The sequence below is a fragment of the Exiguobacterium sp. BRG2 genome (assembly GCF_031844245.1).
GTDB lineage: Bacteria > Bacillota > Bacilli > Exiguobacteriales > Exiguobacteriaceae > Exiguobacterium_A.
Map to the genome: position 1 here is coordinate 1 of NZ_JAUZUW010000016.1, position 25,415 is coordinate 25,415.

A 25,415-nucleotide genomic window follows, 5' to 3' on the forward strand; every position below is an offset into this window, starting at 1 on the left:
AATCATTTTAGAGGAAAAGGAGTTTTTTCATGAAACACGAACTTCCTATTGTACATGCACTTCAACGCCATTTAGATCGAACGCCCATCTCATGGCATGTTCCTGGTCATAAGAATGGAACATTGACACCTCTTCCTGACTTCTTTAAATGGGACGTCACAGAATTACCTGGTCTAGATGATTTTCATCATCCGGAAGAGGCCATTGCAGACGCGATAGCTTTGTTGCAAAAAGTCTACGGTGCAAAAGCGAGTTATTTCCTTGTGAATGGTTCGACCGTTGGGAACTGGGCGATGCTTGCCGCTACAGCAACAAGAGGAGATCGTGTTTATGTACAGCGTAATTCCCATAAATCGGTGTTCAATGCGTTAGAATGGCTTGGGATCGAACCGATCTTTCTTGAACCAGACATCCATGAGGAAACGGGAATCAGTGGACATGTTTCACGTGAAACATTAAAGGAAGCGTTTACGAAATATCCAGGAGGAGTTGGCGTGTTTATCACTTCACCGACATATTACGGAGAAGTGGCTGATATCACGTCACTCGTTCAGCTCACGACGTCGCACGGACTCCCTTTATTAGTGGATGAAGCACACGGTGCACACTTCGGTAAAGCATTTGGTGTTCGTTCTGCATTTGAATTAGGAGCAACCGCTGTTGTCCAGTCTGCCCATAAAACGCTTCCTGCACTGACGATGGGAGCATGGATGCACGAGCGATTTTCGGAAAAGATGAGAAGAAAGTTACAGCGAGCGCTCCAAGCGTTTCAAACCTCAAGTCCTTCGTATTTGTTACTGGCTTCATTAGACTATGCCCGTTCCTATCGTGAACAATGGACAGTTGAAGGTATGTCAAATATTCAGGTTAGTCACGATGCGTTTATCGAATCACTTCAACGGTTCGATCATATGACCGTCCTTCGCTTCGATGATTGGTCACGGATGACATTAACGTATGAGGGATATTCAGGAGATGCGTTGTTGCACGCGTTACGAGCTGTTCAACTCGATGCGGAATTTGCTCTAGGAGATCACGTCGTCTGTATTTTGCCACTTCGTCCGCTAGCAAAGTCTGAGCAGGATGACTGGGTTCATCGTGTCGAACGCGCTATTCAAATGATGAAATCAGAAGGAATTCCTTTGAAAAGGTATATCGAGCAACCAATTATGGGTAAAATACAGGTATCTGCTTTAGCTTGTTCTTATGAACAGTTAGAACAAGCAACAGGTACGTTCCGTCAGCTGGATGAGTGTATCGGTCATGTTTCACTCGAAACCATTATTCCGTACCCGCCAGGCATTCCGTTGATCGTCAGAGGCGAACGCATTACGGCGGAACAGGTACTACGTTTACGACATTATCAAACCGTAGCCGTTCATTTGCAAGGGGGCGAACAATTGCAACAAGGAGCGTTACGCGTCATAGAGGAAGGGTTTGAAAGATGAAAGGTACGTTCATTACTGTCGAAGGACCGGATGGTGCCGGGAAAACGACACAACTACAATTGCTTAATGATGTGTTAAAAGAAAAGGGCTATAATGTCATGATGACCCGTGAGCCAGGTGGCACACGCGTTGGGAACGAAATTCGTTCATTGATTTTAAATCCTGATTTTGAAGAAATGAAAGAGATGACGGAAATTCTGCTGTATGCAGCGTCTCGTGCCCAGCATGTCGAAGAATTGATTCGACCGGCGTTAGAGGCAGGCACAATCATCTTATGTGACCGATTCGTTGATGCCTCACTTGCCTATCAAGGATATGGGCTTGGACATCCGATTGATCTCGTGCGTCATATTAATGATTCTGCAACAGGTGGATTAGCGCCAGACCGGACGTATTTATTTGATTTAACGGTAACGGATTCTAAAAAACGAATGATGGACCGGGGAGCACTTGATCGAATCGAGCAGCGAGATGATGCGTTTCGTGCCCGTGTCTATAATGGTTTCAAACAGATTGCGGCATCGGACCCAGAACGGGTACAGATTGTACAAGCCAATCGATCGATTGAAGTGATTCATCAGGACTTAGTGGAAGATGTCATTACGTATTTAGAAGAAAAGGAGAGATTCTCATGAAAATGGTCATTACGATTGTTCAAGATAAAGACAGCTTACGTTTGGCGGAAGCGCTTGTCGAGCATGATTTCCGAGCAACGAAACTAGCAACGACAGGTGGTTTTCTTAAAGAGGGAAACACGACGTTCATGATTGGTGTACAGAGTGAGCGTCTCGATGATCTGTTACGATTGATCAAAAAGAATTGTTCGAGTCGTGAACAGATGGTTTCTCCAATCTCACCAATGGGTGGTCATGCCGATTCTTATATCCCGTACCCTGTTGAAGTCCAGGTAGGCGGGGCAACGGTCTTCGTCTTGCCAATCGAAGGGTTTCACCAATTCTAATGCAGACGTTTCATGAACTGGAACAGACACAATCGGTCATTTCGACGATTCTTCAAAATTCGTTACGAAACGATCGAATCAATCACGCTTATATCTTCACTGGAGACTATGAGCCGCTTCTACTTGAAGCGGCTCACTTGTTCGCGAAAAGCCTTTTTTGTGAGGCCCCGGTCGATGTGGAGCCATGTGGTGTCTGTCGTAGCTGTCGGCGGATGGAAAGTGGTAACTTGGTCGATTATTATGAAATCGAACCAGATGGCGCGACCATCAAAAAAGAACAGATTCAACAATTGATGCATGATCTCTCACTCCGAGGACTTGAAGGCGATCGTCAGATTTATGTCATTACACAGTCCCATAAGATGACTCCCCAAGCAGCGAACAGTTTGCTGAAGTTCTTTGAGGAACCAGGAGAAGGAAAAGTGGCCTTATTGTTGACGAATCAACCTCAACTCCTTTTACCTACGATTCGATCGCGGGGACAGTTATTAAGTTTTCGTCCAGCGGATCGTCAAATGATTGGCGAGGTTTTATCTGAAAAAACGGGACGGGACCACGAGTTGACGCAACTGGCAGCGCGTGTCTATCCAAAAGTCGAGGATGCAGAAGAAGCATTACTCGAAGACTGGTTTGTAAATGCGCGAGCGTCAGTGTTACAATTGATGGAGGAATTAGCGAATCGTCCGGCTGATTTACCACTGTTCGTACAAGAGAAATGGATGGGACAATTCAAGAACCGTCAGGATGTCCGAATTGGTCTTGAACTCGTCACTTGTTTCTTCGAAGATGTCTTACGCCTGAAACTGAATCCGGCGTGGGAAGGTATGACCTATACGAATAGTAAACCCCAACTTGAACAGATGGGGTCCAAGAGCCAGACGACGATCACCCGCTGGTTACAAGCTGTGCTTGCCGCAGTCCGACGGGTCGAAGCGAATGTTAATCCCCAATTAACAGTTGAGCGTCTCATGTTTGACTTACAGAAAGGGTAGAGCGACATGCTAGAAGTAGTAGGCGTTCGCTTTAAAGAAGCGGGCAAAATTTATTATTTTGCACCTGGACAAGAGTCATTATCACGAGGACAAGCAGTCATCGTTGAGACGGTACGGGGCATTGAATATGGCGAAGTGGTCATCGCCGATAAACAAATGGACGAAGAAGATGTGGTGTTGCCACTGAAATCCATTCTTCGAATTGCTGACGATAAAGATGCAATGATCGTCCGCGAAAATAAAGTCGCAGCGCTTGATGCGCATGCGGTATGTGTCGAAAAAATCCGTGAACATAAACTCGATATGAAATTGGTCGATGTCGAGTACACGTTTGACCGCAATAAGGTCATCTTCTACTTCACGGCAGAAGGACGTGTTGACTTCCGTGAGCTCGTTAAAGATTTAGCGGCTGTTTTCCGGACACGCATCGAACTCCGTCAAATCGGTGTTCGAGATGAAGCGAAGTTACTTGGAGGCATTGGTCCATGTGGTCGTGTCTTATGTTGTTCATCTTTCCTTGGTGAGTTCGAACCGGTCTCGATCAAGATGGCAAAAGATCAAAACCTGTCGTTGAATCCGACGAAGATTTCAGGGGTGTGTGGTCGTTTAATGTGCTGTCTAAAATATGAGAACGATACGTATGAAGAGATGCGCCGTGACTTGCCGGACTATGGAAAACGTTTGACGGTACCTGAAGGCGAAGGACGCGTCGTTGGCTTGAACATCCTCGATCAAGTCGTTCAAATTGAACTGAAGGATCGTTCCCGCGTCTTGACGTATTCGATGGAAAAACTATTATCCGTTGGTGCCGTAAAACCAAAACGACCAAAAGAATAACGGGGTGCATACGCGTGGAGAGAGTCGATAAAAAAGAAATCATTACGCGTGTCGATGCGATTGAGCAACAGATTCATTTGCTGACTGAGCATCTGAGCGTGTTAAAGGATCAGCTGGCTTACATGATGGAAGAGAACCAACATCTGTATCTGGAGAATCATCATCTTCGGGAAAAAGTCGAACGCGATGAACAACAGCCGGTCACGGAAGCGGAAGAAGCGGAAGCAGGCGTTGGTGCGGGCTATGACAATCTCGGACGATTGTACCAGGAAGGGTTCCACATCTGTAACTTGCATTATGGACAAGTGCGAAAAGACGGCGATTGTCTCTTCTGCTTATCCATGTTAACGAAACATTGAGAGGCTGACTTCTACATGAGTCAGTCTTTTTTTCGGAAAGGAAGGCACGACATGTTTGAACTATTACCAGACGAACGACTTGATTATCTCTTAGGACAAGAAGGGAAGATCATTCAAAGTCCATCCGTCTTCTCCTATTCACTCGATGCGGCATTGCTCGCACGATTTGCATGGGTTCCAATTCAACAGGGGCGGATTGCCGATCTTTGCTCTGGGAACGGTGCGATCCCACTCTTTTTATCCTACCGGACGAAAGGGCAAATCACGGGTCTTGAAATTCAGCCGCGACTAGCGGAGATGGCACGACGTAGCATTAACTTGAATGAGCTGAACGACCAGATTGAGATGATTGATGGTGACGTCAAAGAGGCGGGGGCACGTCTTGGATACGGCATCTATGATGCTGTCACCTGTAATCCGCCTTATTTTTTAGCCAACGAGACATCAAACCAAAACCAAAGTGAACATTATACGATCGCAAGGCATGAAGTCCTCTGTACACTTGAAGACTGTATTCGTGGTGCATCTGATTTGTTAAAACAAGGCGGAAAGGCAGCGTTCGTCCATCGACCGGAACGACTGCTCGATATCGTCACTTTGATGCGAACATACCGCTTGGAACCGAAACGGATGCAGTTGATTTATCCGAAGGCAGGGAAGGAAGCGAACATGCTTTTGATCGAGGGGATCAAGGATGCAAAACCTGGACTGAAGGTTCTTTCCCCGTTCATCGTTTATGAAGCGGATAACTCGTATGCGGCTCAGATGAAGGAACTGTTCGATGTCTGAGCATGCAGTCTATATCGTTCGTTGCCAAGATGATACGTATTATACGGGTTACGCGGTAGACGTCACGCAACGCATCGCAACACATAATGCAGGCAAGGGGGCGAAGTATACACGTGCCCGTCTGCCGGTCGTCCTCGTTCATGAGGAAATTTTCGCGACAAAATCAGAAGCGATGAAGCGGGAATACGCGATTAAACAATTGACACGTTCACAGAAAGAGCGTTTGATTCAAGGAGGAACCTCATGAAAGCGACAAGTAGCTATCAACAGCAAGGAGCCGGTCTCTATATCGTCCCGACACCAATCGGCAATTTAGAAGACATGACCTATCGAGCCGTCCGGATCTTACAGGAATCTGATATCGTCGCAGCAGAAGATACCCGGCAGACGATGAAACTGTTTCGGCATTTTACGATTGAGACAAAGCTGGTCAGTTACCATGAACATAATAAACAAACAAGTGGCGAACGACTACTCGCTGATTTAGAGGCGGGAAAGCAAATTGCCCTCGTCTCCGACGCCGGGATGCCCGGTATTTCGGACCCGGGAAGCGATTTGATCCGCCAAGCGATCGCAGCAGATATTCCTGTCATCGTTCTTCCGGGTGCGAACGCTGCATTGACAGCCCTTGTCGCGTCCGGTCTGTCGACAGAACGCTTTTTGTATTATGGTTTTTTGCCACGAAAGAAAAAAGAACGCCGCGAAGCGTTAGAGCAATTGAAATACGAATCAGGAACACTCATCTTTTATGAAGCACCGCATCGATTAAAAGAGATGTTGCAAGGGATCGAAGAAGTACTTGGTGATCGCCAGGTGACGTTAGCCCGAGAACTAACGAAACGGTATGAAGAGTATATTCGTGGAAGTGTGAGTGAATTACGCGCTTGGGCAGCAGAAGACGTTCGAGGTGAGTTCGTCGTCCTTGTCGAAGGATCAAACGAAGAACGACCGGATGCCGTCATTCAAGACAGTGATCCCCTCGAGCAAATCCGTCGGTATATCGAAGAGGGCGAAAAACCGAATGCAGCGTTGAAGCGTGTCGCAAAAGAACGAGGACTGGATCGTCAGCAATTGTACCTCGCGTTTCACGAAGCAGATTAAAAAAAGAAGCCCCGTTAAGGAGCTTCCTTTTTTGTTTATTCGTTGCTTGCGTAATGACGATCGAGGAAATCTTTTAATTCAACGAGAACGCGTTGTGCGCCATCTGGTGAAAGAATCAATTTACCATCAGCCAATTTGAAGTTATCTTCTGATACTTCACCTGTCACTTGGCAAGTCATGTTTGGTTTATATTTTTTAAGGATGATCTGTTCGTTGTCGACATAGATCTCGAGGGCATCCTTTTCTGCGATTTGAAGTGTACGGCGTAATTCGATTGGAATTACGACACGACCGAGCTCGTCTACTTTACGTACAATACCTGTTGATTTCATTTTGTTGTTCCTCCTTTGATGTCATGGATCTCTTTTTCTTTTGAAAAATCGTCAAAATTCGACATCGTTTCTATAGAATGTAGAATACTAGACTTTCCAAAAGTAGTCAACCAATCTGATTAGCTTGAAATCAAAATGTCATTTATTTCTCAAAAAACCCATATTTGAAACGATTTATTAATATATTTTCCCTTTTTAAAGGAAATGAAACTATAGAGTGTGTTTTTTTGTAATTTGATGTCTGATGTCAAAAAATGTTTCGATTCGACAAAAAGTGAATTTCGACATCAGTCCCGTAACAGCGTATAATAGCCTATAATGAAGATGGAAATAAGAGAACGGAGGAATAACATGGCAAAGACATTTTATATCACGACCCCGATTTATTATCCAAGTGCAAAACTACATATCGGTCACGCGTACACGACGGTGGCTGGAGATGCAATGGCACGGTACAAACGACTTCAAGGATTCGACGTCCGGTATTTGACAGGTAGCGATGAGCACGGTCAAAAGATCCAGGAAAAAGCAGCAGAAGCAGGTATTTCGGAACAGGCATTCGTCGATGGTGTCGTCGAGCAGATTAAAGTCTTATGGGATCGTCTCGACATCTCGTACGATGATTATATCCGGACGACGGAACCACGTCACAAGAAAGTCGTCGAAAAAGTGTTCGAGACACTTCTTGAATCAGGCGATATCTACCTAGGTGAATACGAAGGTTGGTATTCGATTCCGGATGAGACGTACTATACGGAATCACAACTCGTCGACGGAAAGAGCCCCGATAGTGGACACCCAGTCGAACTCGTTCGCGAAGAATGTTACTTCTTCCGGATCAGCAAGTACGCGGACCGTCTGCTTGAGTACTTTGAAGCGAATCCGTCATTTATCTTGCCAGAATCACGTAAACACGAAATGATCAATAACTTCATTAAACCGGGTCTCCAAGACTTAGCGGTCTCACGGACGACATTCAACTGGGGTGTACAAGTCCCATCGAATCCGAAGCACGTCGTCTACGTCTGGATCGATGCGTTGACGAACTATATCTCGTCACTCGGTTATGGTACGGACGATCATGGTAATTTCGATAAGTACTGGCCAGCAGATGTTCATCTCGTCGGAAAAGAAATCGTTCGTTTCCACACGATCATTTGGCCGGCACTCTTGATGGCACTTGATCTCCCATTACCGAAGAAAGTCTTCGCACACGGTTGGTTGTTGATGAAAGACGGAAAAATGTCGAAATCAAAAGGGAACGTCGTTGATCCGATCCCATTGACGGATCGTTACGGTCTTGACGCCCTTCGTTATTACTTGTTACGCGAAGTTCCATTCGGTTCAGATGGTATGTTCACACCTGAAGCATTCGTTGAGCGGATGAACTACGATTTAGCAAACGACCTTGGGAACTTACTCAACCGAACGATCGCGATGGTCACGAAATACTTTGACGGTGAGATCCCAGCCTATACAGGCAATGTGACACCGTTTGATGCGACACTCTCGGATCTTGCAAGAGAAACGGTCACGAAAGTCGAAGCATCGATGGAACACATGGAATTCTCTGTCGTGCTATCGAACATTTGGCAATTAATCAGCCGTGCCAATAAATACATCGATGAGACACAACCGTGGGTTCTTGCAAAAGACGAATCCAAAACGGCGGAACTCGGTTCGGTCATGGTGCATCTCGTCGGCGTCTTACGTCACGTGGCGATCATGTTGCAACCGTTCATGACGCGTTCACCAAAAGAGATCTTCGCGCAACTTGGTCTCTCCGGACAAGCAATGGACTGGGCAGCGCTCGAGAAATTCGCAGACATCACACCAGGAACAAAAGTTGGTACAGCGACACCGATTTTCCCACGTCTCGATGTCAAAGAAGAGGTCGAAGCAATCGTCGACATGATGCATCAAGCTTCTGCAGCACGTGTGGAGGAAGAGGAAGTCGAAGAGGAGGATGAAGACATTCGTCCGGAAACGACGATCGATGTCTTTGATCAAATCGAGTTACGTGTCGGTGAAGTCGTGACGGCTGAAAAGATCAAGAAGGCGAAAAAACTACTGAAGTTACAAGTCGATATGGGCAAAGAAACACGCCAAATCGTCTCTGGTATCGCGCAGTGGTATGAGCCGGAAGACTTAGTCGGACGTAAGGTCATCGTCGTAGCGAACTTAAAACCGGTCACGTTACGTGGCGAACTCTCCCAAGGAATGGTCCTTGCTGCTGAAAAAGCAGGAAAACTTGAACTCGCGACGGTCCCATCAACGATGGCAAACGGCGCAAGCGTAAAATAAAACCGATGCCTGTGGACTTCATGTCACAGGCATTTTTTTAAAGAAGGAGTCGAATAAGATATGTTAATCGATACACACACTCACTTGAATGCAGATCAATTCGCGGAAGACGTTCATGAAACGATCGAGCGGGCACGTGCAAACGGCGTTTCACCGATGATCGTCGTCGGATTTGATCATAAGACAATCGACCGCGCGATGGAACTCGTCGAAGCGTACGATGATCTTTATGCTGTCATCGGATGGCATCCCGTCGACTCGATTGATTTTGATGAGGAAGCCTATCAAAAGGTCGAACGATTGATGGATCATGAAAAAGTCGTTGCGCTTGGAGAAATCGGACTCGACTACCACTGGGATACGTCACCGAAAGACGTCCAACAGGAAGCTTTCCGCAAACAGATCCGTCTCGCGAAGCAGAAGAAAAAACCAATCGTCATCCATAACCGGGAAGCGACAGAAGATACGTTACGTATTCTCGAAGAAGAGGATGCAAAAGAAGTCGGTGGTATTTTGCATAGCTACAGTATGAGTGCTGAATTGTTACCGCGTTGCCTAGCGATGAACTTCTATATTTCACTTGGCGGACCTGTTACGTTCAAAAACGCGAAAATGCCAAAACGTGTTGCACAGGAAGTACCGCTCGATCGTTTACTCGTTGAGACGGACTGTCCATATCTGACACCAACACCACACCGCGGTAAACGCAACGAGCCGGCTTACGTTCGATTCGTCGCTGAAGAAATTGCGCAGCTCCGTGGCATGATGTATGCCGATGTGGAAGCAGCAACGACGGAAAATGCAAAACGGGTCTTCCGTTTGCTATGATGCGTTCGTTGACGTTCATTACAATTGGGTGCAGCCTGCTACTTGCGGCTGCACTCGTCTATGGGATGATGGATCATCCACAAACCGTGACTGTTTTGATTGATGGACAAGAGCAGCAGGTGAAGACAACGGCTGATTCCGTTTATGGCGTTCTCAAAGAAGCCGGCATTACGACGCGTGACAATGATGTGATTGAACCGGCTCTTAGTGCCGACCTGCCGAAAAAACGATTAATCGTCATTCAGCGGGCAAAAGAAATCACATTGATCATGGGCTACGGTGAGTCCCGTCGCGTCCGGACGCAGGCGCGTCAAGTAAAGGATCTACTTGCAGAACGCGGTATCAAGAAAGCCGACACGGATGATATCTATCCGTCTTCTGACGCTGTATTGACGAGTGGTATGACGGTACGGTACCGCGAAGCTTTTCCCGTTGATCTCGTCGTCGGGGGAAAAGCCCGACAACTCTACACGTATGAAACGACGGTCCGCGAATTGTTAGAACGGGAAGGAATCCGTCTTCAAAAGGAAGATCGGGTCGCTCCAAATCCCGATACCCGCGTGACGGAAGGGACGTTGATTACGGTCAACACGACACGTCGTGCGACGTTGACACAGGATCAACTCGTTCCGTTTGAGATCGAAGAAGTCGAGGATCCGACCTTACCGGAAGGCGAGCAACTGGTGACGACATCAGGTCGTCCGGGTGTCCGAACGAAAAAGTATCAATTGACGTTAGCTGACGGTCTTAGTAAAGAGAAAAAACTGATCGATGACCAAGTGACACGGACGCCGATCAAACAAGTCGTCAAAGTCGGGACAAAACCGATTGAGACACCAATCGAAGCGCCCGTCTTCAACGAAAAACAAGCGACTAATCCGCTAACTGAAACACCGAAAGCCGATGCGGATCTTGATTTTGAGAGTGCGAAGAGCTTGATTGTCGAAGCGACGGCGTATACGAACGACCCAGCTTCGAACGGCAGTCGTTTGTACAATGGTCGTGCCTTGACAGCGACCGGGTATGACGTGACCGATACGATCACCTATCAAGGTTTGCCGATTATCGCGGTTGATCCGAAGGTCATTCCGCTTGGCACGAAGGTCTACGTCGAAGGGGTTGGTCTTGCGATCGCTCTCGATACAGGTGGTGCCATTAAAGGCAATAAGATTGATATTTTAGTCGATGGTGAACAAAAAGCAAAGACGTTCGGTCGAAAACAACTGCAAGTCTGGGTCATTCCTAGTGCAACGGAAGCGGACACGTGACGCTTCCTTGTTTTTTTCGTGGAAACAGGTACAATTACGAGAGTGTTTGAAGAAGGTGGAGAGATCATGCGGAAACGCTTAAAAGAAGTCATCGTCGTCGAAGGACGAGATGATACGACACGATTACAAGAAGTCTTTGATGTCGATACAATTGAAACGAACGGTTCAGCCGTTAATGAACAGACGATGCAACGCATTGAGAAGGCCCTCGAACGACGCGGTGTCATCATTTTCACGGATCCTGATTTTCCAGGAGATCGTATCCGTGCCCGAATCAATGAACGTGTACCAGGCTGTAAACATGCCTATCTTCCGCGTGCTCAAGCAAAAGATAAGCGCGGTAAAATTGGTGTTGAACATGCTTCACCTGCCGCAATCGAAGAGGCGCTCGCTGCTGTCTATGAGACGGAAGAAGCACCGGTTGCCGAAGTGACACGTGAGATGATTCTGGCAGCTGATTTGATTGGTGGACCAGCAGCCTCGATCCGTCGTCGTCGTCTCGGTCAGATTCTTGCGATTGGTGAACCGAATGCCAAACAACTCGTCAAACGTGTCGCATCGATCCGGATCACGCTGGCGGAATGGGAAGCAGCGTTGAAACAATTAGAGGAGGAAGAAGTTTGAAAGACATTGCTACATTGCACCGGACGAAAGAAATTTTAGCGAAACATGGCTTTTCGTTTAAAAAATCGTTAGGGCAAAACTTTTTAATCGATTTAAATGTATTAGGAAACATCGTCGGAGCAGCTGGATTAACGCCTGAGAGTGGCGTACTCGAGATCGGACCAGGAATCGGCTCATTGACGGAACAATCGGCGAAACAGGCGAAAAAAGTCGTTGCTCTTGAAATCGATCAACGATTGTTACCGATTCTTGATGATACACTTGCACCATATCCCCATACGAAGGTCATTCACGGTGATGCTCTTGAACTCGATCTTTCGACGATCGTTGCTGAAGAATTCACGCAAGAAGGCATCACCGACATTGCCGTTGTCGCGAACCTCCCGTATTATGTCACGACACCGATTATCATGCGGATCCTTGAAGCGAAAGCACCGTTTCGGACGCTCGTCATGATGATTCAAAAGGAAGTCGCTGAACGAATCGGTGCAAAACCAGGCACGAAAGCATATGGGTCTCTATCGATTGCGATTCAATACTATGCGGAAGCTGAAGTCTGCTTCACGGTCCCAAAACAAGTCTTCATTCCGGCACCAAATGTCGATTCAGCAGTCATCCGTTTGAACATTCGAAAAGAGCCAGCGGTACAGACACAGGATGAGGCACTCTTCTTTGAAATCGTCCGAGCAAGTTTTGCACAACGTCGGAAAACGATTTTAAACAACTTGACGACACACTTCGGGAAAACGGAAAAAGCGGCGGTCGAAGCGGCGTTATTAGAAGCTGGAATCGAACCGCGTCGTCGCGGAGAAACGCTCAGCCTGAAGGAATTCGCACAGTTAGCGGATGCACTTTTGCCAATTAAAAAACGTTGACGGATACGAGTAGAACAGATATAATATTTCCCCTTTCTAATATTTATTTAATATGCTATAATAAATATTAGTGAGGTGAAGCGTATGCCAAAGACGTTGAACGAAATCAGACATGTTTTCGAAACACATGTTGGTGAAAGACTGACGCTAAAAGCAAGCGGCGGTCGTAAAAAGGTCGTAACCCGAATCGGAACGCTCGTTGAGACGTATCCTTCGGTGTTTGTAGTCAAGCTAGACGCAGAGCGCCACAATGTCGAGCGAGTTTCTTATAGCTACGCCGACGTGCTAACAGACTCCGTACAAATCGAATTTGCGAATTCGTAAACTTACCTTCCGAAGCGGACAAAATGTTCGCTTCTTTTTTTGTGGAAAGGTTGATACAATTCCTACAGGAAACGAACTAGAGGAGGAACGGCACGATGACGATTATTGTAAAGGCTCCGGCCAAGATCAACCTAGTCCTAGATGCGACGGCAAAGCGCCCGGACGGCTATCACGATGTACATATGGTGATGACGACAGTCGATTTGGCAGACCGTCTAGAATTGACGGAGCTGCCGTCAGGAGAAATTCGAATGAATGCCCAGCACGCTTACGTTCCGAACGACGAACGTAATCTTGCGTATAAAGCAGCAGCGATCTTAAAAGAAAAATACGACGTCAAGACAGGGGTAGAAATCTTCTTAGAGAAACACATTCCAGTTGCAGCCGGACTCGCTGGTGGATCCAGTGACGCGGCAGCGACGTTACGCGGATTAAATGAGTTGTGGCAACTCGGTTTGACGCTTGAAGAGTTGGCGGAAGTCGGCGCAGCAGTGGGCTCTGACGTCCCGTTTTGTGTCATGGGTGGAACAGCGATTGCAACGGGTCGCGGAGAGAAGCTAGAAAAACTTGTCTCACCACCCCCATGCTGGGTTGTTCTTGCCAAACCGACGATCGGTGTTTCAACAGCTGACGTCTATGGTGCCCTCGACTTGAACACGGCAAAACGTCCGAACGTCGAAGCAATGATTGATGCGGTGAAGGCGCAAGATTTCCAAGCCATCTGCCAATCACTCGGTAATGTACTCGAAGCGGTCACGTTGCCGATGCACCCAGAAGTCGAGCAAATTAAGGAATTCATGGCAAGTTGTGGCGCAGAAGGCGTCTTAATGAGCGGAAGTGGTCCGACGGTTTTTGCTCTAACGGAGCATGAAAATCGGGCACAGCGTCTCTATAATGGATTACGCGGCTTTTGTAACGAAGTCTACGTCGTTCGTCTTTTAGGCGAAAACCATTGATAATATCCGTATGAAAATGATATATTCACTATTGAATATTCGGAATTACGGAGAGGTGGAACGAAACAAATGAAAATTCGGAGAAGTGGTCGATTGGTCGACATGACGCGGTACTTGCTTGACCATCCCCATCATCTCGTCTCATTGACGATTTTTGCAGAACGTTATAAATCGGCGAAATCGTCGATCAGTGAAGATTTAGATATCGTCAGCGAGATGTTAGAACATGAGGGAACAGGTCGTCTCGTTACAGTACCTGGTGCTGCGGGTGGCGTCATGTTCATTCCGACGTGGAGCAGTAAGAAGGCGTTACCGTTCATCGATGATCTATGTGAACGTGTCGCTCGTCCAGACCGACTGTTACCGGGGGGATACCTTTATTTGACGGACTTACTTGGAGATCCGAAGATGGTCAAACAAATGGGACAAGTGTTTGCATCTGTCTTTAGCCAAAAGAAAGTCGATGTCGTCATGACGATCGCAACGAAGGGGATTCCACTTGCTTATGCAGTCGCTGAGCAACTTGGTGTACCGTTCGTCATCGTGCGTTCAGATAGTCGCGTTACGGAAGGATCAACGGTCAGCATCAACTATGTCTCGGGTTCTTCAAAAGCGATCCGGACGATGGCACTCGCGCGTCGAAGCTTACCACGTGGAGCGAATGTCTTATTAATTGATGACTTCATGAAAGCCGGCGGAACGATTCGCGGAATGATGAGTCTCTTAAGCGAGTTTGAAGCAAAGGTCGCAGGTGTTGGTGTTTTAATCGAGGCAGAGGGTGCTGAGAAGAAGATGGTCAACGAATACGTCAGCTTAATGAAATTAGCGGACGTCGACGTCGATCTTGGTCAAATCCAAGTTAAGCGTGGAAACGTCGACCACTATTTCTCAGAAACTGAGACTACCTGAAATTGACAGCCGCATGGATTGTAACTATACTGTAATTATCAAACTTTTGGAAATTATGCGTAAAAAGATTGGGAAAGACTAAACCTTTGTTTGTTTTAAGCCGTAAGTAGAAGTAGACAACGAAGAGTTGTGACAACGGTTAAAGGGGTGCGGACAAAATGAACGTTACGAACGTTAAAATTCGTCGCGTCGTAGCAGAGGGTCGAATGAAAGCACTTGCCTCTATTACGCTCGACCACGAATTCGTGGTACATGATTTGCGTGTCATCGAAGGGAACAGTGGTCTCTTCGTCGCCATGCCAAGCAAACGAACGCAAGAAGGTATCTTCCGGGATGTCGCTCATCCAATCAATGCATTAATGCGAAAAAAGGTCGAAGATTCAGTACTCGAAGCCTATGCGGCACGTGAGGATCAAGAAGAAGGCATCGGTTACGAAGTCTCTTCTGCCCAAACGGCAGATCAAGCATAAGAAAAAGACAGGTTTTCTCTTCTTGGGAAAACCTGTCTTTTTTCTCGATTTTTCATCGATTCAGCTTCGACCCATCATTGAATAACGATGCTATTTTCGTTATAGTTGGAACGAGTGTACTATTTCAGAACGAAATCAACACTAATTTACGTGGAGGAGCGACAAGGATGAATCATTTCGCGGTAATTCTAGCAGCGGGTAAAGGAACTCGGATGAAATCGAAGCTTTACAAAGTACTTCACCCAGTCGCTGGGAAACCTATGGTACAGCACGTCGTCGATCAATTAGCGACGCTCGGCGTCAAGCGACAGGTCGTCATCGTCGGTCACGGTGCGGAATCCGTCAAAGAAGTGCTTGGCACATCGGTGGAATACGCACTTCAAAGTGAGCAGCTTGGCACAGGACATGCTGTTCAAATGGCAGAACCCGTACTCGGGAACGAACAGGGAGCAACGCTCGTCGTCTGTGGCGATACACCACTCTTGACGAGTGACACACTGGCTTCATTGTTACAACACCATGCGGAGACAAACGCAAAAGTGACCGTCTTGACGGCACTCGCTGACGATCCGACAGGTTACGGACGTATCGTTCGTGGCGAAGACGGAAACGTCTCGAAAATCGTCGAGCATAAGGATGCGAATGCAGAAGAGCTCGCGATTCGTGAAATCAATACCGGTACGTATGTATTCGATAATGAGATGTTGTTCGCGACGCTGAAGCAGGTTAAGAACGATAATGCGCAAGGTGAGTATTACTTACCAGACGTGATTGAGATTGCAAAGGCAGCAGGCGAGACGATCGCAGCGTATGCGGCACCTACGTTCGAAGAGACGATTGGTGTCAATGACCGCGTCGCACTTGCACAAGCAGAAACGTCGATGCGTAAACGAACGAATGAGTACTGGATGCGTCAAGGTGTCACATTCGTTGATCCGTCTTCGACGTACATCGGACCAGACGTCACGATTGGTTCAGATACTGTTCTCTATCCTGGTACGCAGTTGCTCGGTCAGACGGTCATTGGTTCAGAATGTACGATTGGTCCGAACTCGGATATCCGTAACACTGAAGTGGCAGATGGCGCCATTGTTCGTCAATCCGTCGTCACGGATAGTAAGATTGGTCCAGCGGCACAAGTCGGTCCATTTGCGCATTTACGTCAACAAGCGGTTCTCGGTGCGAACACACGCGTCGGAAACTTCGTTGAGATCAAGAAATCAACATTTGGCGAAGGTAGTAAATCAGCCCACTTGAGCTATGTCGGAGATGCAACAATCGGAGAGAACGTCAACCTCGGTTGTGGATCGATCACGGTCAACTATGATGGAAAAAATAAATTCCAGACGATCATTGAGGACGATGCCTTCATCGGCTGTAACGTCAACTTGATTGCACCGGTCACGGTCGGCAAGAATGCCCTTGTTGCTGCCGGATCAACCGTCACAGACGATGTGCCGGAAAACGGTCTCGCGATCGCACGGGAACGTCAAACGACGAAACCCGATTATCGTTAATTCATTACTTGTCGCTCTACTCGTCTAAACCCAAACAAATGGAGGCCACCTACACATGTCTACTGTCTTAGAACATGAAATTCGTATTTTCGCACTCAACTCGAACAAACCACTGGCAGAGGAAATCGCTAAAGTCATCGGAATCCCGGTGAGCGAAAGTTCAGTCAAACACTTCAGTGATGGCGAAATTTCGATGAACATCGAAGAAAGTGTCCGAGGGGATGATATTTACATCGTTCAATCGACAAGCCAACCAGTCAACGAAAACCTGATGGAACTTCTCATCATGATCGATGCACTGAAACGGGCGTCTGCACGGACGATCAACGTCGTCATTCCGTATTACGGTTATGCGCGTCAAGATCGCAAAGCACGTTCACGTGAGCCAATCACGGCGAAACTCGTTGCGAACTTGCTTGAAGTAGCAGGGGCGACACGCGTCGTGACGATGGATCTCCATGCAGCACAAATCCAAGGGTTCTTCGATATTCCAGTAGATCAATTGATGGGTGTACCGCTTCTCGCTTCATACTTCGAGAAAAAGAACATCGATCCAAACGAACTCGTCATCGTTTCTCCAGACCATGGCGGTGTCACACGGGCACGTAAATTAGCAGAGCAATTAAAAGCACCAATCGCGATCATCGACAAACGCCGTCCGAAACCGAACGTCGCAGAAGTCATGAACATCGTTGGTCAAGTCGATGGCAAGATTGCCATCATCATCGATGACATCATCGATACAGCGGGTACGATCACACTTGCAGCGAACGCTTTGATCGAAAACGGAGCGAAACAAGTCTATGCATGTTGTACACACCCAGTTCTTTCAGGTCCGGCAATGGAACGGATCGAGAACTCAGCGATCGAAGAACTCGTTGTCTTGAACACGATCGATTTAACAAAACGCGAATGTGCAAGCAAAATCAAACAAATCTCTGTGGCACGCTTGCTTGCAGAAGCAATCATCCGTGTACACGAACAGAAATCAATCAGCCCGCTCTTCAGCTGATTGCTTGATGCATACGAACGATGTGGTCCGGTTTATTGAAATCGGACCCCTTGTTCGTTTACTTTTTTAAACAGAAATGAGGAATCGGTATGAAATGTATCGTCGGATTAGGGAATCCTGGCGCGAAGTATGCGAATACGCGCCACAACATCGGTTTTCTTGCGATCGATGCCTTAGCGGAGAAACACGGGATCACGCTTTCAGAATCGAAGTTTAAAGCCCTCTTCGGAACGGGAATGATAAATGGAGAACGTGTCGTGCTCGTCAAGCCATTGACGTATATGAATTTATCAGGTGAAGCGGTACGACCGTTACTTGATTTCTATAAGATCGCGGTCGAGGATGTGCTCGTCATCTATGATGATCTGGATTTACCACTTGAGAAATTGCGCTTGCGTTCGAAAGGCAGTGCAGGCGGTCATAACGGCGTCAAGTCGTTGATCCAGCACCTCGGTACGCAGGAAATCAAGCGTCTTAAACTCGGTGTTGGTCGACCACCGGCACCCATCCAAGTCATCGACTGGGTGTTAATGAATTTTTCGAAGGCGGAACAAGGAAGTCTGCAACACGTACTCAATGCGTCTGTCGATGTAGCGACGGACTTTATAGACACCCCGTTTCTCGCTTTGATGAATCGGTATAACTGAACGCAACGCTTTGGGGGTTCCAAAGCGTTTTTGCTGTCGTGTTTTAGGAGGAAGAAGATGAAACAATTACAAGAACTCTTACTAGCGATTCCTGAAATCAAGACGGTTCGGGAACGTTTCCGGGACGGTGTCAACGCTCAGTTGATCACCGGTCTGATGAACAGTGGAAAGGCATTGTTCGTAGCCGGGATTTATCAGGAGACGAAACGTCGATTCGTACTCGTGACACATAATATGTTCCAAGCACAAAAACTGTACGATGATTTGATTGAACTCGTACCGGAAGAAGACGTCATGCTCTATCCGGTCGATGAGACGTTAGCAGCAGAACTTTCTTATGGCGCAAGTCCAGAACTGCGGGCGACGCGGATTGAGACTCGTCATCGTTTACTGACGACGGACGACGGAATTTTGATCATTCCGCTCGTCGGTTTACGTCGATATGTTCCGGATGCAGAGACGTTCTTGTCACACGTCAAACAGGTGAAGCCGGGCGACATCTTATCGATTCCGGACTTCGTCCAAGATTTAGTCGATGCGGGGTACGAACGGACAGCGACTGTGACGACACCAGGTGAGTTTGCCGTTCGCGGGAGTATCATCGATATTTATCCGCTTACGGTCGAACGCCCATACCGGCTCGATCTATTCGACGAGGAAGTCGACTCGATCTATACATTCGATGCGGAGACCCAGCGTTCGCTTGGCGTCGTCGCAGAAGCATGTTTGATGCCAGCAGCCGAACACTTCGCGACCAATGATCAGTTAAAGGAGGCTGGCGAAAAAGTCCGTCGTCTTTATGAGGTGACGAAAGAGCGCGTCCAAAGTACGGAAGTCCTCGCGGCACTCGAAGAGGGGGTCGCTTACGACGTCGAGTTGTTAGAAAACGGCGATCGTCCGAAACAGTTCGCGAAGTATGCACCAATCCTCTACACGTCGACGTTACGTCAAGACGTGACGGGCAGCGTCTTGATCGTCGATGAAGTCGCGCGGGTTGAAGAAGCGGCAGAAGTCCAGGATGCAGAGGAAGCAGAATGGATGGCGTCGCTCATCGAACGCGGACAAAGCGTCAGTGATTACGTCCTGTCCGTTCCGATGACACATGTCTTTGAAGGACAACCCTTGTTGTACCTCTCGCTCCTTCCGACTCGTCGGAGCGGTGTACCGGAAAGTGCGGCAATCCATTTCAGCATCAAACCGATTGCGCCGTTCCATGGTCAGATGGAACGCCTGAAGCAAGAAGTCGAGCGATATCGTCGCGCTGACATGTGGATGGTCTTCTTAGCGAGCAACCGAGAACGTGCCGAGCGGATGCGCCAGACGTTATCCGATTATGGGGTTGAAGCCTCGATCGTAACAAAAGAAGGCATCACTCGTGGTCAACCCGCGATTCTGATCGGCGGAATCCATGGTGGATTCGAGATGACGAATGCGCGTCTCGTCGTCATCACGGAAGAAGAGGTCTTCAAGCAACCGGCGCGTCGCCGGAAGCAAACGACGAAGCTGACGAACGCTGAACGGATCAAGAGTTACCAAGAATTGAAGACAGGCGATTACGTCGTCCATATTCATCACGGGATTGGGCGGTACCATGGAATCAAGACGATTGATGTAGCCGGTAATCATCAGGATTATCTCCATCTCGTTTACGCGGGAGAGGACTCGTTGTATGTTCCTGTCGATCAGATCGACTTGATTCAAAAGTACGTCGGCGCTGAAGGAAAAGAGCCGAAGATCTATAAACTCGGTGGAACGGAATGGAAAAAGGTCAAAGCGAAGGTCCAAAAATCGGTCGAGGATATCGCTGACGAGTTAATCAAGCTTTATGCGGCTCGCGAGGCTGCCGTCGGTTTTGCGTTCCCAGAGGATGACGATAACATGCAAGCATTCGAGGCTTCGTTCCCGTATGAGGAAACGGTCGATCAATTGCGATCGATCGCTGAGATCAAGAAGGATATGGAACGTCCGCGTCCGATGGATCGTCTATTATGTGGCGACGTCGGATACGGGAAAACAGAAGTTGCGATTCGTGCAGCCTTTAAAGCAGTCATGTCTGGAAAACAAGTGGCGTTGCTCGTACCGACGACCGTCCTTGCACAACAACACTACGAAACGATGCTTGAACGATTCAGTGAATGGCCGATTCGAGTGTCGGTCATGAGCCGGTTCCGTTCGCCGGCAGAATTGAAGGCAACGAAACAAGGGTTAAAAGAGGGAACAATCGATGTCGTTGTCGGAACACACCGTGTGCTGTCGAAAGACGTCCAATTCGCTGATATCGGATTGTTGATCATTGATGAAGAGCAACGATTCGGTGTTAAACACAAAGAACGTCTGAAACAGTTGAAGACAAACGTCGATGTCTTGACGTTGACAGCGACACCGATTCCGCGGACATTGCACATGTCGATGATCGGAATCCGTGATCTCTCCGTCCTTGAGACACCACCGGAAAACCGTTATCCGGTTCAGACATACGTCATGGAATACGACGGAATCGTCATGCGGGAAGCACTCGAACGGGAACTCGGACGTGGTGGACAAGCATTCTTCCTCTACAACCGTGTCGAGGGCATCGAGCGAAAGGCAGAAGAGATTCGCGCCCTCGTACCGGAAGCACGAATTGTCACGGCTCACGGTCGAATGACGGAAACCGAACTCGAAAGTCAGCTAATCGCCTTCTTCGAAGGAGATGCCGACGTCCTTGTCAGTACGACGATCATTGAGACGGGGATTGATATCCCGAATGTCAATACGTTGATCGTTCATGACGCCGATCAAATGGGCTTATCACAGCTTTATCAATTACGTGGTCGTGTCGGTCGTTCAAGTCGCGTTGCCTACTCGTACTTTACGTACCGTCCACAAAAACGATTGACGGAAGTGGCAGAAAGTCGTCTGCAGGCGATCAAGGAGTTCACGGAGCTCGGGAGCGGTTTTAAAATCGCAATGCGTGACTTGTCGATTCGCGGTGCCGGGAACTTACTCGGTTCGCAACAATCTGGATTCATCGATTCTGTTGGTTTCGATCTCTATTCGCAGATGCTTGCAGAAGCAGTCGAGGAGCGGAAAGAACGGATGAAAGGTAAAAAACGCATCCAGAAATTCGTTCCTGAGTTCACATTCAGCCTTGATGCCTATATTCCATCGCACTACATGACAGACTCCGAACTGAAAATCGAGTTCTACAAACGCTTGAAATATGTCGATACTGTCGATAGTCTCGAGCAGCTCGAAACGGAAATGCTTGAACGATTCGGTGAGTTTCCGGATGAGGTCGCGCGTTTGATCCAATTGACACGGATGCGGATTTTCGCGGAACGGGCGCGTGTCGAGCGTGTCAAACAAACCGATCCGAAAATCGAGATCGTTTTGTCGCTTCAAGCAACACAGCAGCTTGACGTGGCGGACTTCGTTAAATGGACTGTCCCACTGGGACGTGGTCTTGGAATGGGACAACAAGAGCAGAAACTCGTCTTAACCCTCAACCGCAACAAACAGTCGACGCAACAGATGACGATGCAGGCAGAACAATTATTGGCGGAACTTGATCGCCGGCTCGTTGCGCGATGAATAGACGAACGATTGCGCAAGGCGCAGCACTGCTTGCGATCTCTAGTTATATCTCAAAATTGCTCAGCTTCTTTTACCGGATTCCGTATCAGAACCTCGCTGGTGATTTCGGGTTGTACGTCTACCAGACCGTCTATCCATTATTTGCGATTGCGGCAGCGCTCGGCATTTATGCGCTGCCTGTCATCGTGGCGAAGTTGACGCTTCACCACCCGGATGAGAAACGAGAAGTTCTCTGGTCGATTTTTTATGTCTTACTTGCCATGACCGTCTTTTTCGGTCTGCTCGGATGGTGGATCGCCCCGACGCTCGCTGGGTGGTTCGGGGATGCAAAACTGGTTGTGCCCCTGCGTGCGGTAACATGTACGTTTTATTTACTACCCGTGATTGCTGTTCTACGAGGAATGTTCCAAGCAGATCTTGAGATGCGACCGACGGCTGTATCCCAAGTCTCTGAAAATGCCGTCCGTGTCGGACTATTGTTGCTTGTGACGTATATCGGTGTCTCGATGCAAGCGGACCCCTACTGGATTGGTGCGAGCGCTCATTTAACGGCGATTGGCGGCAGCATCGTTTCGTTATTCGTCTTGTTACGCTTTGCGAAAGGAAAAATCGGTCGTCCGGTATTTTCGAGTATTCATATAAGACGTGTCGGAAAAGTGCTCGTGACAAGCGGTGTAGCGGTTAGTATCGCGTCACTTGCCTTGTTGCTGATGCAATTGATTGATGGATTAACGTTCGTCAATCTACTTGGCAATACGACGGAGACAAAAATCGAAAAAGGAATACTCGACCGTGGGTATCCGTTACTGCAATTCGCGATTCTGTTTGCGACGTCGATGAGTCTTGCAAGTGTGCCAGCCTTGTCGACCGCATACCGGAAACACGATCCACAGATGGTGCGTCAACAACTCGAGACATTACTCCGTTCCGGTTTATTGATTGCCGCTGCAGCGACAATCGGACTAATGGGTGTGATGCGTCCGCTCAATATTGCGTTATATCAAAATGATCAAGGAACAGCGGGATTGATTTGGCTCGCGGCGACGGCATTTGCCGCATCGATCGCGATGATGATCGTCTCTTGTCTCCAGTCGGTTGATGCTGAAAAATATGCGCTCATCGGTGTTCTTATCGGATTAGGGGCGAAGCTTATTCTGAACCTCTATTTCATTCCCCGATATGGTATGATCGGGGCGGGTATGGCGACATTTGGCGGTTTTGCCGTCATGGCGGCAGCACAATGGATTTTATTGAACCGGAAGTTCGGTCGTGTATCAGCAGGAAACGCCTTTTATCGAAGACTGGTCTTACCTGTGCTTACCATGGGTGTGTTTCTGTATCTGATCGAGACGTTTTTCCAGCTGTTTGAGCTTGAGACACGAATCGGTGCGGCACTCGAAGTCGGCGTTCTTGTCGTCGGTGGTGCCATCATTTATGGCAGTATGGCGTTACGCTTTCGTGCCTTATCAGAACAAGAGTGGGCGTTATTGCCTTTAGGAGATAAGTTATATCAGATGTACCAATGTAGGAGGAGCATATGACACACCGAATTACGATCGTCGGTCTTGGCGTCGGCGAACTCGAACAATTGCCATTTGGCATCTATCGATTACTAAAAAACACGACACAACCTATTTATTTGCGGACAGTGGATCATCCAGTCGTTTCAGAACTTGCAGCAGAGGGAATGAACTTTACATCATTTGACTCAGTTTACGAACGACATAGTCGGTTTGAGGACGTATATACAGAAATCGTCGAGGAATTGCTTCGTCTTTCTGAAACGACGGATATCATCTATGCCGTTCCAGGACATCCATTAGTCGCTGAGAGTACCGTGCAACAGTTGTTGCAACGGACAGACAATGTCGATGTCGTAGGGGGACAAAGTTTTCTCGATCCGATGTTCGCTGCACTTGGTGTGGATCCGATTGAAGGATTCCAGTTACTTGATGCAACGGCATTTGCCGTCGATGAAGCACAGATTCGTCAACATCTACTGATTGGGCAAGTCTATGACGCGCTTGTCGCTGGCGACTTAAAAGTCCAGTTGATGGAACGTTATCCGGACGAACATCTCGTCACTCTTGTCACTGCAGCAGGTACGAGTCAGCAAACCGTCCAAAACGTACCGTTGTATGAACTCGATCATGTGACGACGCTCAGTAACTTAACGACGGTCTATGTACCACCGGTTACGGATGAGCAGACGTTGAATCGTGACTTCGCGACCTTAAAAGAGATTATCGCTCGTTTACGCGGTGAAGGTGGTTGTCCGTGGGATCAAGAGCAGACACATGAGTCCTTAAAACGACATTTAATCGAAGAATCTTACGAATTACTGGAAGCAATCGACCTTCAGGACGATAACTTAATGATAGAAGAGCTAGGAGATGTCCTCTTACAGGTCATGCTCCATGCACAAATTGGTCTAGATGAAGGGTATTTTGATATTCGGGACGTCATTGGAAGCGTCAGTGATAAGATGATTCGTCGCCATCCGCATGTCTTCGGGGAAACGACTGTTGATTCTTCAGCAGACGTCGTTTCGAACTGGCAAGACATCAAAGCACAAGAAAAACCGGAGCGGACTTCTTTGCTTGATGGTGTGACAAAAGGAGCACCTGCTTTGATGCGCGCAGAAGACATTCAAAAGAAAGTGGCGAAAGTCGGTTTCGAGTGGGAAGATGTCGAGGGGGCACTTGAAAAAGTGATCGAAGAGTTACGTGAATTGAAAGAAGCAGCCCCAGAAGAACGACTCGGAGAATTTGGAGACGTCCTGTTCTCGATAACACTCGTCGGAAAATACCTCGGTCTATCGGCAGAAGAAGGATTACAACGAACGAATGATAAATTTATTCGCCGTTTTACACGGATGGAACAACTAGCGGATCGACCGCTCGTTGAGATGACGCTTGAAGAGCAAGATTCACTCTGGCATCAAGCGAAGCAGGAGGAACAGTCATGAGACTTGATAAATTTTTAAAAGTATCGCGTCTGATTAAACGACGGACGCTTGCGAAAGAAGTCGCCGATCAAGGTCGGATTACGATCAATGGTAATGTAGCGAAAGCAAGTAGCACGGTAGCAGCAGGTGATGAGATGACGATTCGGTTCGGAAATAAGATCGTGACAGTTGCGATTTCAAGCATTAAAGAACATGCGAAAAAAGAAGAAGCATCAGATATGTATGAAATCATCCGTGAAGAAAAGGTGAATTCCGAAGAATCGATGTAATTTACCGGAAAAAGGAAGTATACTAAAGAGTGTCAGGGATGACCACTCA

Annotated in this window: 26 protein-coding genes; 25 read left to right on the forward strand and 1 reads right to left on the reverse strand. The window is 47.7% G+C overall.

The genetic code is table 11. From position 1 onward, the window contains the following. Positions 1–29: 29 nt before the first annotated feature. Genes Q9R23_RS15125 through rsmI form a run of 9 tightly spaced genes read left to right on the forward strand, consistent with a single transcriptional unit; the run spans position 30 to position 6,487 of the window. Positions 30–1,448, forward strand: a complete 1,419-nt coding sequence (locus tag Q9R23_RS15125) for an aminotransferase class I/II-fold pyridoxal phosphate-dependent enzyme (protein WP_311247378.1) — start codon at positions 30–32, stop codon at positions 1,446–1,448. Next, positions 1,445–2,083 carry a dTMP kinase gene (gene tmk / locus Q9R23_RS15130; RefSeq protein WP_290755244.1) on the forward strand — a complete coding sequence of 213 codons (639 nt, stop codon included), beginning with the start codon at positions 1,445–1,447 and terminating at the stop codon, positions 2,081–2,083. The genes Q9R23_RS15125 and tmk overlap by 4 nt, the downstream gene beginning before the upstream one ends. Next, positions 2,080–2,409 (forward strand): cyclic-di-AMP receptor, encoded by a 330-nt coding sequence (locus Q9R23_RS15135; RefSeq protein ID WP_023466519.1) that lies wholly within the window; start codon positions 2,080–2,082, stop codon positions 2,407–2,409. The genes tmk and Q9R23_RS15135 overlap by 4 nt, the downstream gene beginning before the upstream one ends. After that, a complete protein-coding gene (locus tag Q9R23_RS15140) occupies positions 2,409–3,401 on the forward strand; it encodes a DNA polymerase (protein ID WP_050677360.1) in 993 nt (330 codons plus the stop codon). Before Q9R23_RS15135 ends, Q9R23_RS15140 begins: the two co-directional genes overlap by 1 nt. A 6-nt stretch (positions 3,402–3,407) precedes the next feature. After that, positions 3,408–4,238, forward strand: a complete 831-nt coding sequence (locus Q9R23_RS15145; protein WP_311247379.1) for a PSP1 domain-containing protein — start codon at positions 3,408–3,410, stop codon at positions 4,236–4,238. An 8-nt stretch (positions 4,239–4,246) separates the two neighbouring features. Next, positions 4,247–4,597 (forward strand): DNA replication initiation control protein YabA, encoded by a 351-nt coding sequence (gene yabA, locus Q9R23_RS15150; protein ID WP_119182633.1) that lies wholly within the window; start codon positions 4,247–4,249, stop codon positions 4,595–4,597. Positions 4,598–4,648: 51 nt separating this feature from the next. Further along, complete coding sequence (locus Q9R23_RS15155) at positions 4,649–5,386, forward strand: tRNA1(Val) (adenine(37)-N6)-methyltransferase (RefSeq protein ID WP_056061982.1); 738 nt, start codon at positions 4,649–4,651, stop codon at positions 5,384–5,386. Further along, the gene (locus Q9R23_RS15160) at positions 5,379–5,633 is read left to right on the forward strand and encodes a GIY-YIG nuclease family protein (RefSeq protein ID WP_035413209.1); all 255 of its coding nucleotides are present in this window, start codon (positions 5,379–5,381) and stop codon (positions 5,631–5,633) included. The genes Q9R23_RS15155 and Q9R23_RS15160 overlap by 8 nt, the downstream gene beginning before the upstream one ends. Then, complete coding sequence (gene rsmI, locus Q9R23_RS15165; RefSeq protein ID WP_311247380.1) at positions 5,630–6,487, forward strand: 16S rRNA (cytidine(1402)-2'-O)-methyltransferase; 858 nt, start codon at positions 5,630–5,632, stop codon at positions 6,485–6,487. Before Q9R23_RS15160 ends, rsmI begins: the two co-directional genes overlap by 4 nt. Before the next feature lie 35 nt (positions 6,488–6,522). On the opposite strand, the gene Q9R23_RS15170 is transcribed toward rsmI, so the two are convergent. Then, entirely contained in the window at positions 6,523–6,819 is a 297-nt protein-coding gene (locus tag Q9R23_RS15170; RefSeq protein ID WP_023466531.1) for a transition state genes transcriptional regulator AbrB, read from the reverse strand. 324 nt (positions 6,820–7,143) lie between these two features. Here Q9R23_RS15170 and metG point away from each other — a divergent pair, with 324 nt between their 5' ends. The 16 genes from metG (at position 7,144) to Q9R23_RS15250 (ending at position 25,366) form a co-directional block, all read left to right on the forward strand. Continuing rightward, on the forward strand, positions 7,144–9,123 hold the full coding sequence (metG, locus tag Q9R23_RS15175) for a methionine--tRNA ligase (protein WP_311247381.1): 1,980 nt from the start codon (positions 7,144–7,146) through the stop codon (positions 9,121–9,123). A 60-nt stretch (positions 9,124–9,183) separates the two neighbouring features. Next, on the forward strand, positions 9,184–9,951 hold the full coding sequence (locus Q9R23_RS15180; RefSeq protein ID WP_311247382.1) for a TatD family hydrolase: 768 nt from the start codon (positions 9,184–9,186) through the stop codon (positions 9,949–9,951). Further along, on the forward strand, positions 9,951–11,219 hold the full coding sequence (locus Q9R23_RS15185; protein ID WP_311247390.1) for a ubiquitin-like domain-containing protein: 1,269 nt from the start codon (positions 9,951–9,953) through the stop codon (positions 11,217–11,219). Before Q9R23_RS15180 ends, Q9R23_RS15185 begins: the two co-directional genes overlap by 1 nt. A 66-nt stretch (positions 11,220–11,285) precedes the next feature. Then, positions 11,286–11,843 (forward strand): ribonuclease M5, encoded by a 558-nt coding sequence (gene rnmV, locus Q9R23_RS15190; RefSeq protein WP_035413223.1) that lies wholly within the window; start codon positions 11,286–11,288, stop codon positions 11,841–11,843. Further along, positions 11,840–12,718 carry a 16S rRNA (adenine(1518)-N(6)/adenine(1519)-N(6))-dimethyltransferase RsmA gene (rsmA, locus tag Q9R23_RS15195; protein WP_290755222.1) on the forward strand — a complete coding sequence of 293 codons (879 nt, stop codon included), beginning with the start codon at positions 11,840–11,842 and terminating at the stop codon, positions 12,716–12,718. Before rnmV ends, rsmA begins: the two co-directional genes overlap by 4 nt. An 84-nt stretch (positions 12,719–12,802) precedes the next feature. Continuing rightward, complete coding sequence (locus tag Q9R23_RS15200; protein WP_012368950.1) at positions 12,803–13,042, forward strand: Veg family protein; 240 nt, start codon at positions 12,803–12,805, stop codon at positions 13,040–13,042. A 95-nt stretch (positions 13,043–13,137) separates the two neighbouring features. Next, on the forward strand, positions 13,138–13,998 hold the full coding sequence (ispE, locus tag Q9R23_RS15205; protein WP_035413228.1) for a 4-(cytidine 5'-diphospho)-2-C-methyl-D-erythritol kinase: 861 nt from the start codon (positions 13,138–13,140) through the stop codon (positions 13,996–13,998). A gap of 69 nt (positions 13,999–14,067) precedes the next feature. Then, positions 14,068–14,907: a pur operon repressor gene (purR, locus tag Q9R23_RS15210; RefSeq protein WP_238238361.1), complete on the forward strand. Its 840-nt coding sequence runs from the start codon at positions 14,068–14,070 to the stop codon at positions 14,905–14,907. A 158-nt stretch (positions 14,908–15,065) separates the two neighbouring features. Next, the gene (gene spoVG, locus Q9R23_RS15215) at positions 15,066–15,377 is read left to right on the forward strand and encodes a septation regulator SpoVG (protein WP_214856839.1); all 312 of its coding nucleotides are present in this window, start codon (positions 15,066–15,068) and stop codon (positions 15,375–15,377) included. A 167-nt stretch (positions 15,378–15,544) separates the two neighbouring features. Then, positions 15,545–16,894 (forward strand): bifunctional UDP-N-acetylglucosamine diphosphorylase/glucosamine-1-phosphate N-acetyltransferase GlmU, encoded by a 1,350-nt coding sequence (gene glmU / locus Q9R23_RS15220; RefSeq protein ID WP_311247383.1) that lies wholly within the window; start codon positions 15,545–15,547, stop codon positions 16,892–16,894. A gap of 55 nt (positions 16,895–16,949) precedes the next feature. Beyond that, positions 16,950–17,906: a ribose-phosphate diphosphokinase gene (locus Q9R23_RS15225; protein WP_214856841.1), complete on the forward strand. Its 957-nt coding sequence runs from the start codon at positions 16,950–16,952 to the stop codon at positions 17,904–17,906. A gap of 89 nt (positions 17,907–17,995) precedes the next feature. Then, positions 17,996–18,553 (forward strand): aminoacyl-tRNA hydrolase, encoded by a 558-nt coding sequence (pth, locus tag Q9R23_RS15230; RefSeq protein WP_035413235.1) that lies wholly within the window; start codon positions 17,996–17,998, stop codon positions 18,551–18,553. Positions 18,554–18,610: 57 nt separating this feature from the next. Further along, entirely contained in the window at positions 18,611–22,126 is a 3,516-nt protein-coding gene (gene mfd, locus Q9R23_RS15235) for a transcription-repair coupling factor (RefSeq protein ID WP_311247384.1), read from the forward strand. Further along, entirely contained in the window at positions 22,123–23,670 is a 1,548-nt protein-coding gene (locus Q9R23_RS15240; protein WP_311247385.1) for a putative polysaccharide biosynthesis protein, read from the forward strand. Before mfd ends, Q9R23_RS15240 begins: the two co-directional genes overlap by 4 nt. After that, positions 23,667–25,097, forward strand: a complete 1,431-nt coding sequence (gene yabN / locus Q9R23_RS15245) for a bifunctional methyltransferase/pyrophosphohydrolase YabN (RefSeq protein WP_214856846.1) — start codon at positions 23,667–23,669, stop codon at positions 25,095–25,097. The genes Q9R23_RS15240 and yabN overlap by 4 nt, the downstream gene beginning before the upstream one ends. After that, positions 25,094–25,366, forward strand: coding sequence for an RNA-binding S4 domain-containing protein (locus Q9R23_RS15250; RefSeq protein ID WP_023466556.1), 273 nt, complete (start codon positions 25,094–25,096; stop codon positions 25,364–25,366). The genes yabN and Q9R23_RS15250 overlap by 4 nt, the downstream gene beginning before the upstream one ends. The last annotated feature ends 49 nt before the right edge of the window (positions 25,367–25,415 follow it).

What these genes read in the sequence shown, in the direction of transcription:
- Q9R23_RS15125 (WP_311247378.1), top strand. Translation starts at nt 30, where the DNA reads ATGAAACACGAACTTCCTATTGTACATGCACTTCAACGCCATTTAGAT.
- tmk (WP_290755244.1), top strand. Translation starts at nt 1,445, where the DNA reads ATGAAAGGTACGTTCATTACTGTCGAAGGACCGGATGGTGCCGGGAAA.
- Q9R23_RS15135 (WP_023466519.1), top strand. Translation starts at nt 2,080, where the DNA reads ATGAAAATGGTCATTACGATTGTTCAAGATAAAGACAGCTTACGTTTG.
- Q9R23_RS15140 (WP_050677360.1), top strand. Translation starts at nt 2,409, where the DNA reads ATGCAGACGTTTCATGAACTGGAACAGACACAATCGGTCATTTCGACG.
- Q9R23_RS15145 (WP_311247379.1), top strand. Translation starts at nt 3,408, where the DNA reads ATGCTAGAAGTAGTAGGCGTTCGCTTTAAAGAAGCGGGCAAAATTTAT.
- Q9R23_RS15155 (WP_056061982.1), top strand. Translation starts at nt 4,649, where the DNA reads ATGTTTGAACTATTACCAGACGAACGACTTGATTATCTCTTAGGACAA.
- Q9R23_RS15160 (WP_035413209.1), top strand. Translation starts at nt 5,379, where the DNA reads ATGTCTGAGCATGCAGTCTATATCGTTCGTTGCCAAGATGATACGTAT.
- rsmI (WP_311247380.1), top strand. Translation starts at nt 5,630, where the DNA reads ATGAAAGCGACAAGTAGCTATCAACAGCAAGGAGCCGGTCTCTATATC.
- Q9R23_RS15170 (WP_023466531.1), bottom strand. Translation starts at nt 6,819, where the DNA reads ATGAAATCAACAGGTATTGTACGTAAAGTAGACGAGCTCGGTCGTGTC.
- metG (WP_311247381.1), top strand. Translation starts at nt 7,144, where the DNA reads ATGGAAATAAGAGAACGGAGGAATAACATGGCAAAGACATTTTATATC.
- Q9R23_RS15180 (WP_311247382.1), top strand. Translation starts at nt 9,184, where the DNA reads ATGTTAATCGATACACACACTCACTTGAATGCAGATCAATTCGCGGAA.
- Q9R23_RS15185 (WP_311247390.1), top strand. Translation starts at nt 9,951, where the DNA reads ATGCGTTCGTTGACGTTCATTACAATTGGGTGCAGCCTGCTACTTGCG.
- rnmV (WP_035413223.1), top strand. Translation starts at nt 11,286, where the DNA reads ATGCGGAAACGCTTAAAAGAAGTCATCGTCGTCGAAGGACGAGATGAT.
- Q9R23_RS15200 (WP_012368950.1), top strand. Translation starts at nt 12,803, where the DNA reads ATGCCAAAGACGTTGAACGAAATCAGACATGTTTTCGAAACACATGTT.
- ispE (WP_035413228.1), top strand. Translation starts at nt 13,138, where the DNA reads ATGACGATTATTGTAAAGGCTCCGGCCAAGATCAACCTAGTCCTAGAT.
- purR (WP_238238361.1), top strand. Translation starts at nt 14,068, where the DNA reads ATGAAAATTCGGAGAAGTGGTCGATTGGTCGACATGACGCGGTACTTG.
- spoVG (WP_214856839.1), top strand. Translation starts at nt 15,066, where the DNA reads ATGAACGTTACGAACGTTAAAATTCGTCGCGTCGTAGCAGAGGGTCGA.
- glmU (WP_311247383.1), top strand. Translation starts at nt 15,545, where the DNA reads ATGAATCATTTCGCGGTAATTCTAGCAGCGGGTAAAGGAACTCGGATG.
- Q9R23_RS15225 (WP_214856841.1), top strand. Translation starts at nt 16,950, where the DNA reads ATGTCTACTGTCTTAGAACATGAAATTCGTATTTTCGCACTCAACTCG.
- pth (WP_035413235.1), top strand. Translation starts at nt 17,996, where the DNA reads ATGAAATGTATCGTCGGATTAGGGAATCCTGGCGCGAAGTATGCGAAT.
- mfd (WP_311247384.1), top strand. Translation starts at nt 18,611, where the DNA reads ATGAAACAATTACAAGAACTCTTACTAGCGATTCCTGAAATCAAGACG.
- Q9R23_RS15240 (WP_311247385.1), top strand. Translation starts at nt 22,123, where the DNA reads ATGAATAGACGAACGATTGCGCAAGGCGCAGCACTGCTTGCGATCTCT.
- yabN (WP_214856846.1), top strand. Translation starts at nt 23,667, where the DNA reads ATGACACACCGAATTACGATCGTCGGTCTTGGCGTCGGCGAACTCGAA.
- Q9R23_RS15250 (WP_023466556.1), top strand. Translation starts at nt 25,094, where the DNA reads ATGAGACTTGATAAATTTTTAAAAGTATCGCGTCTGATTAAACGACGG.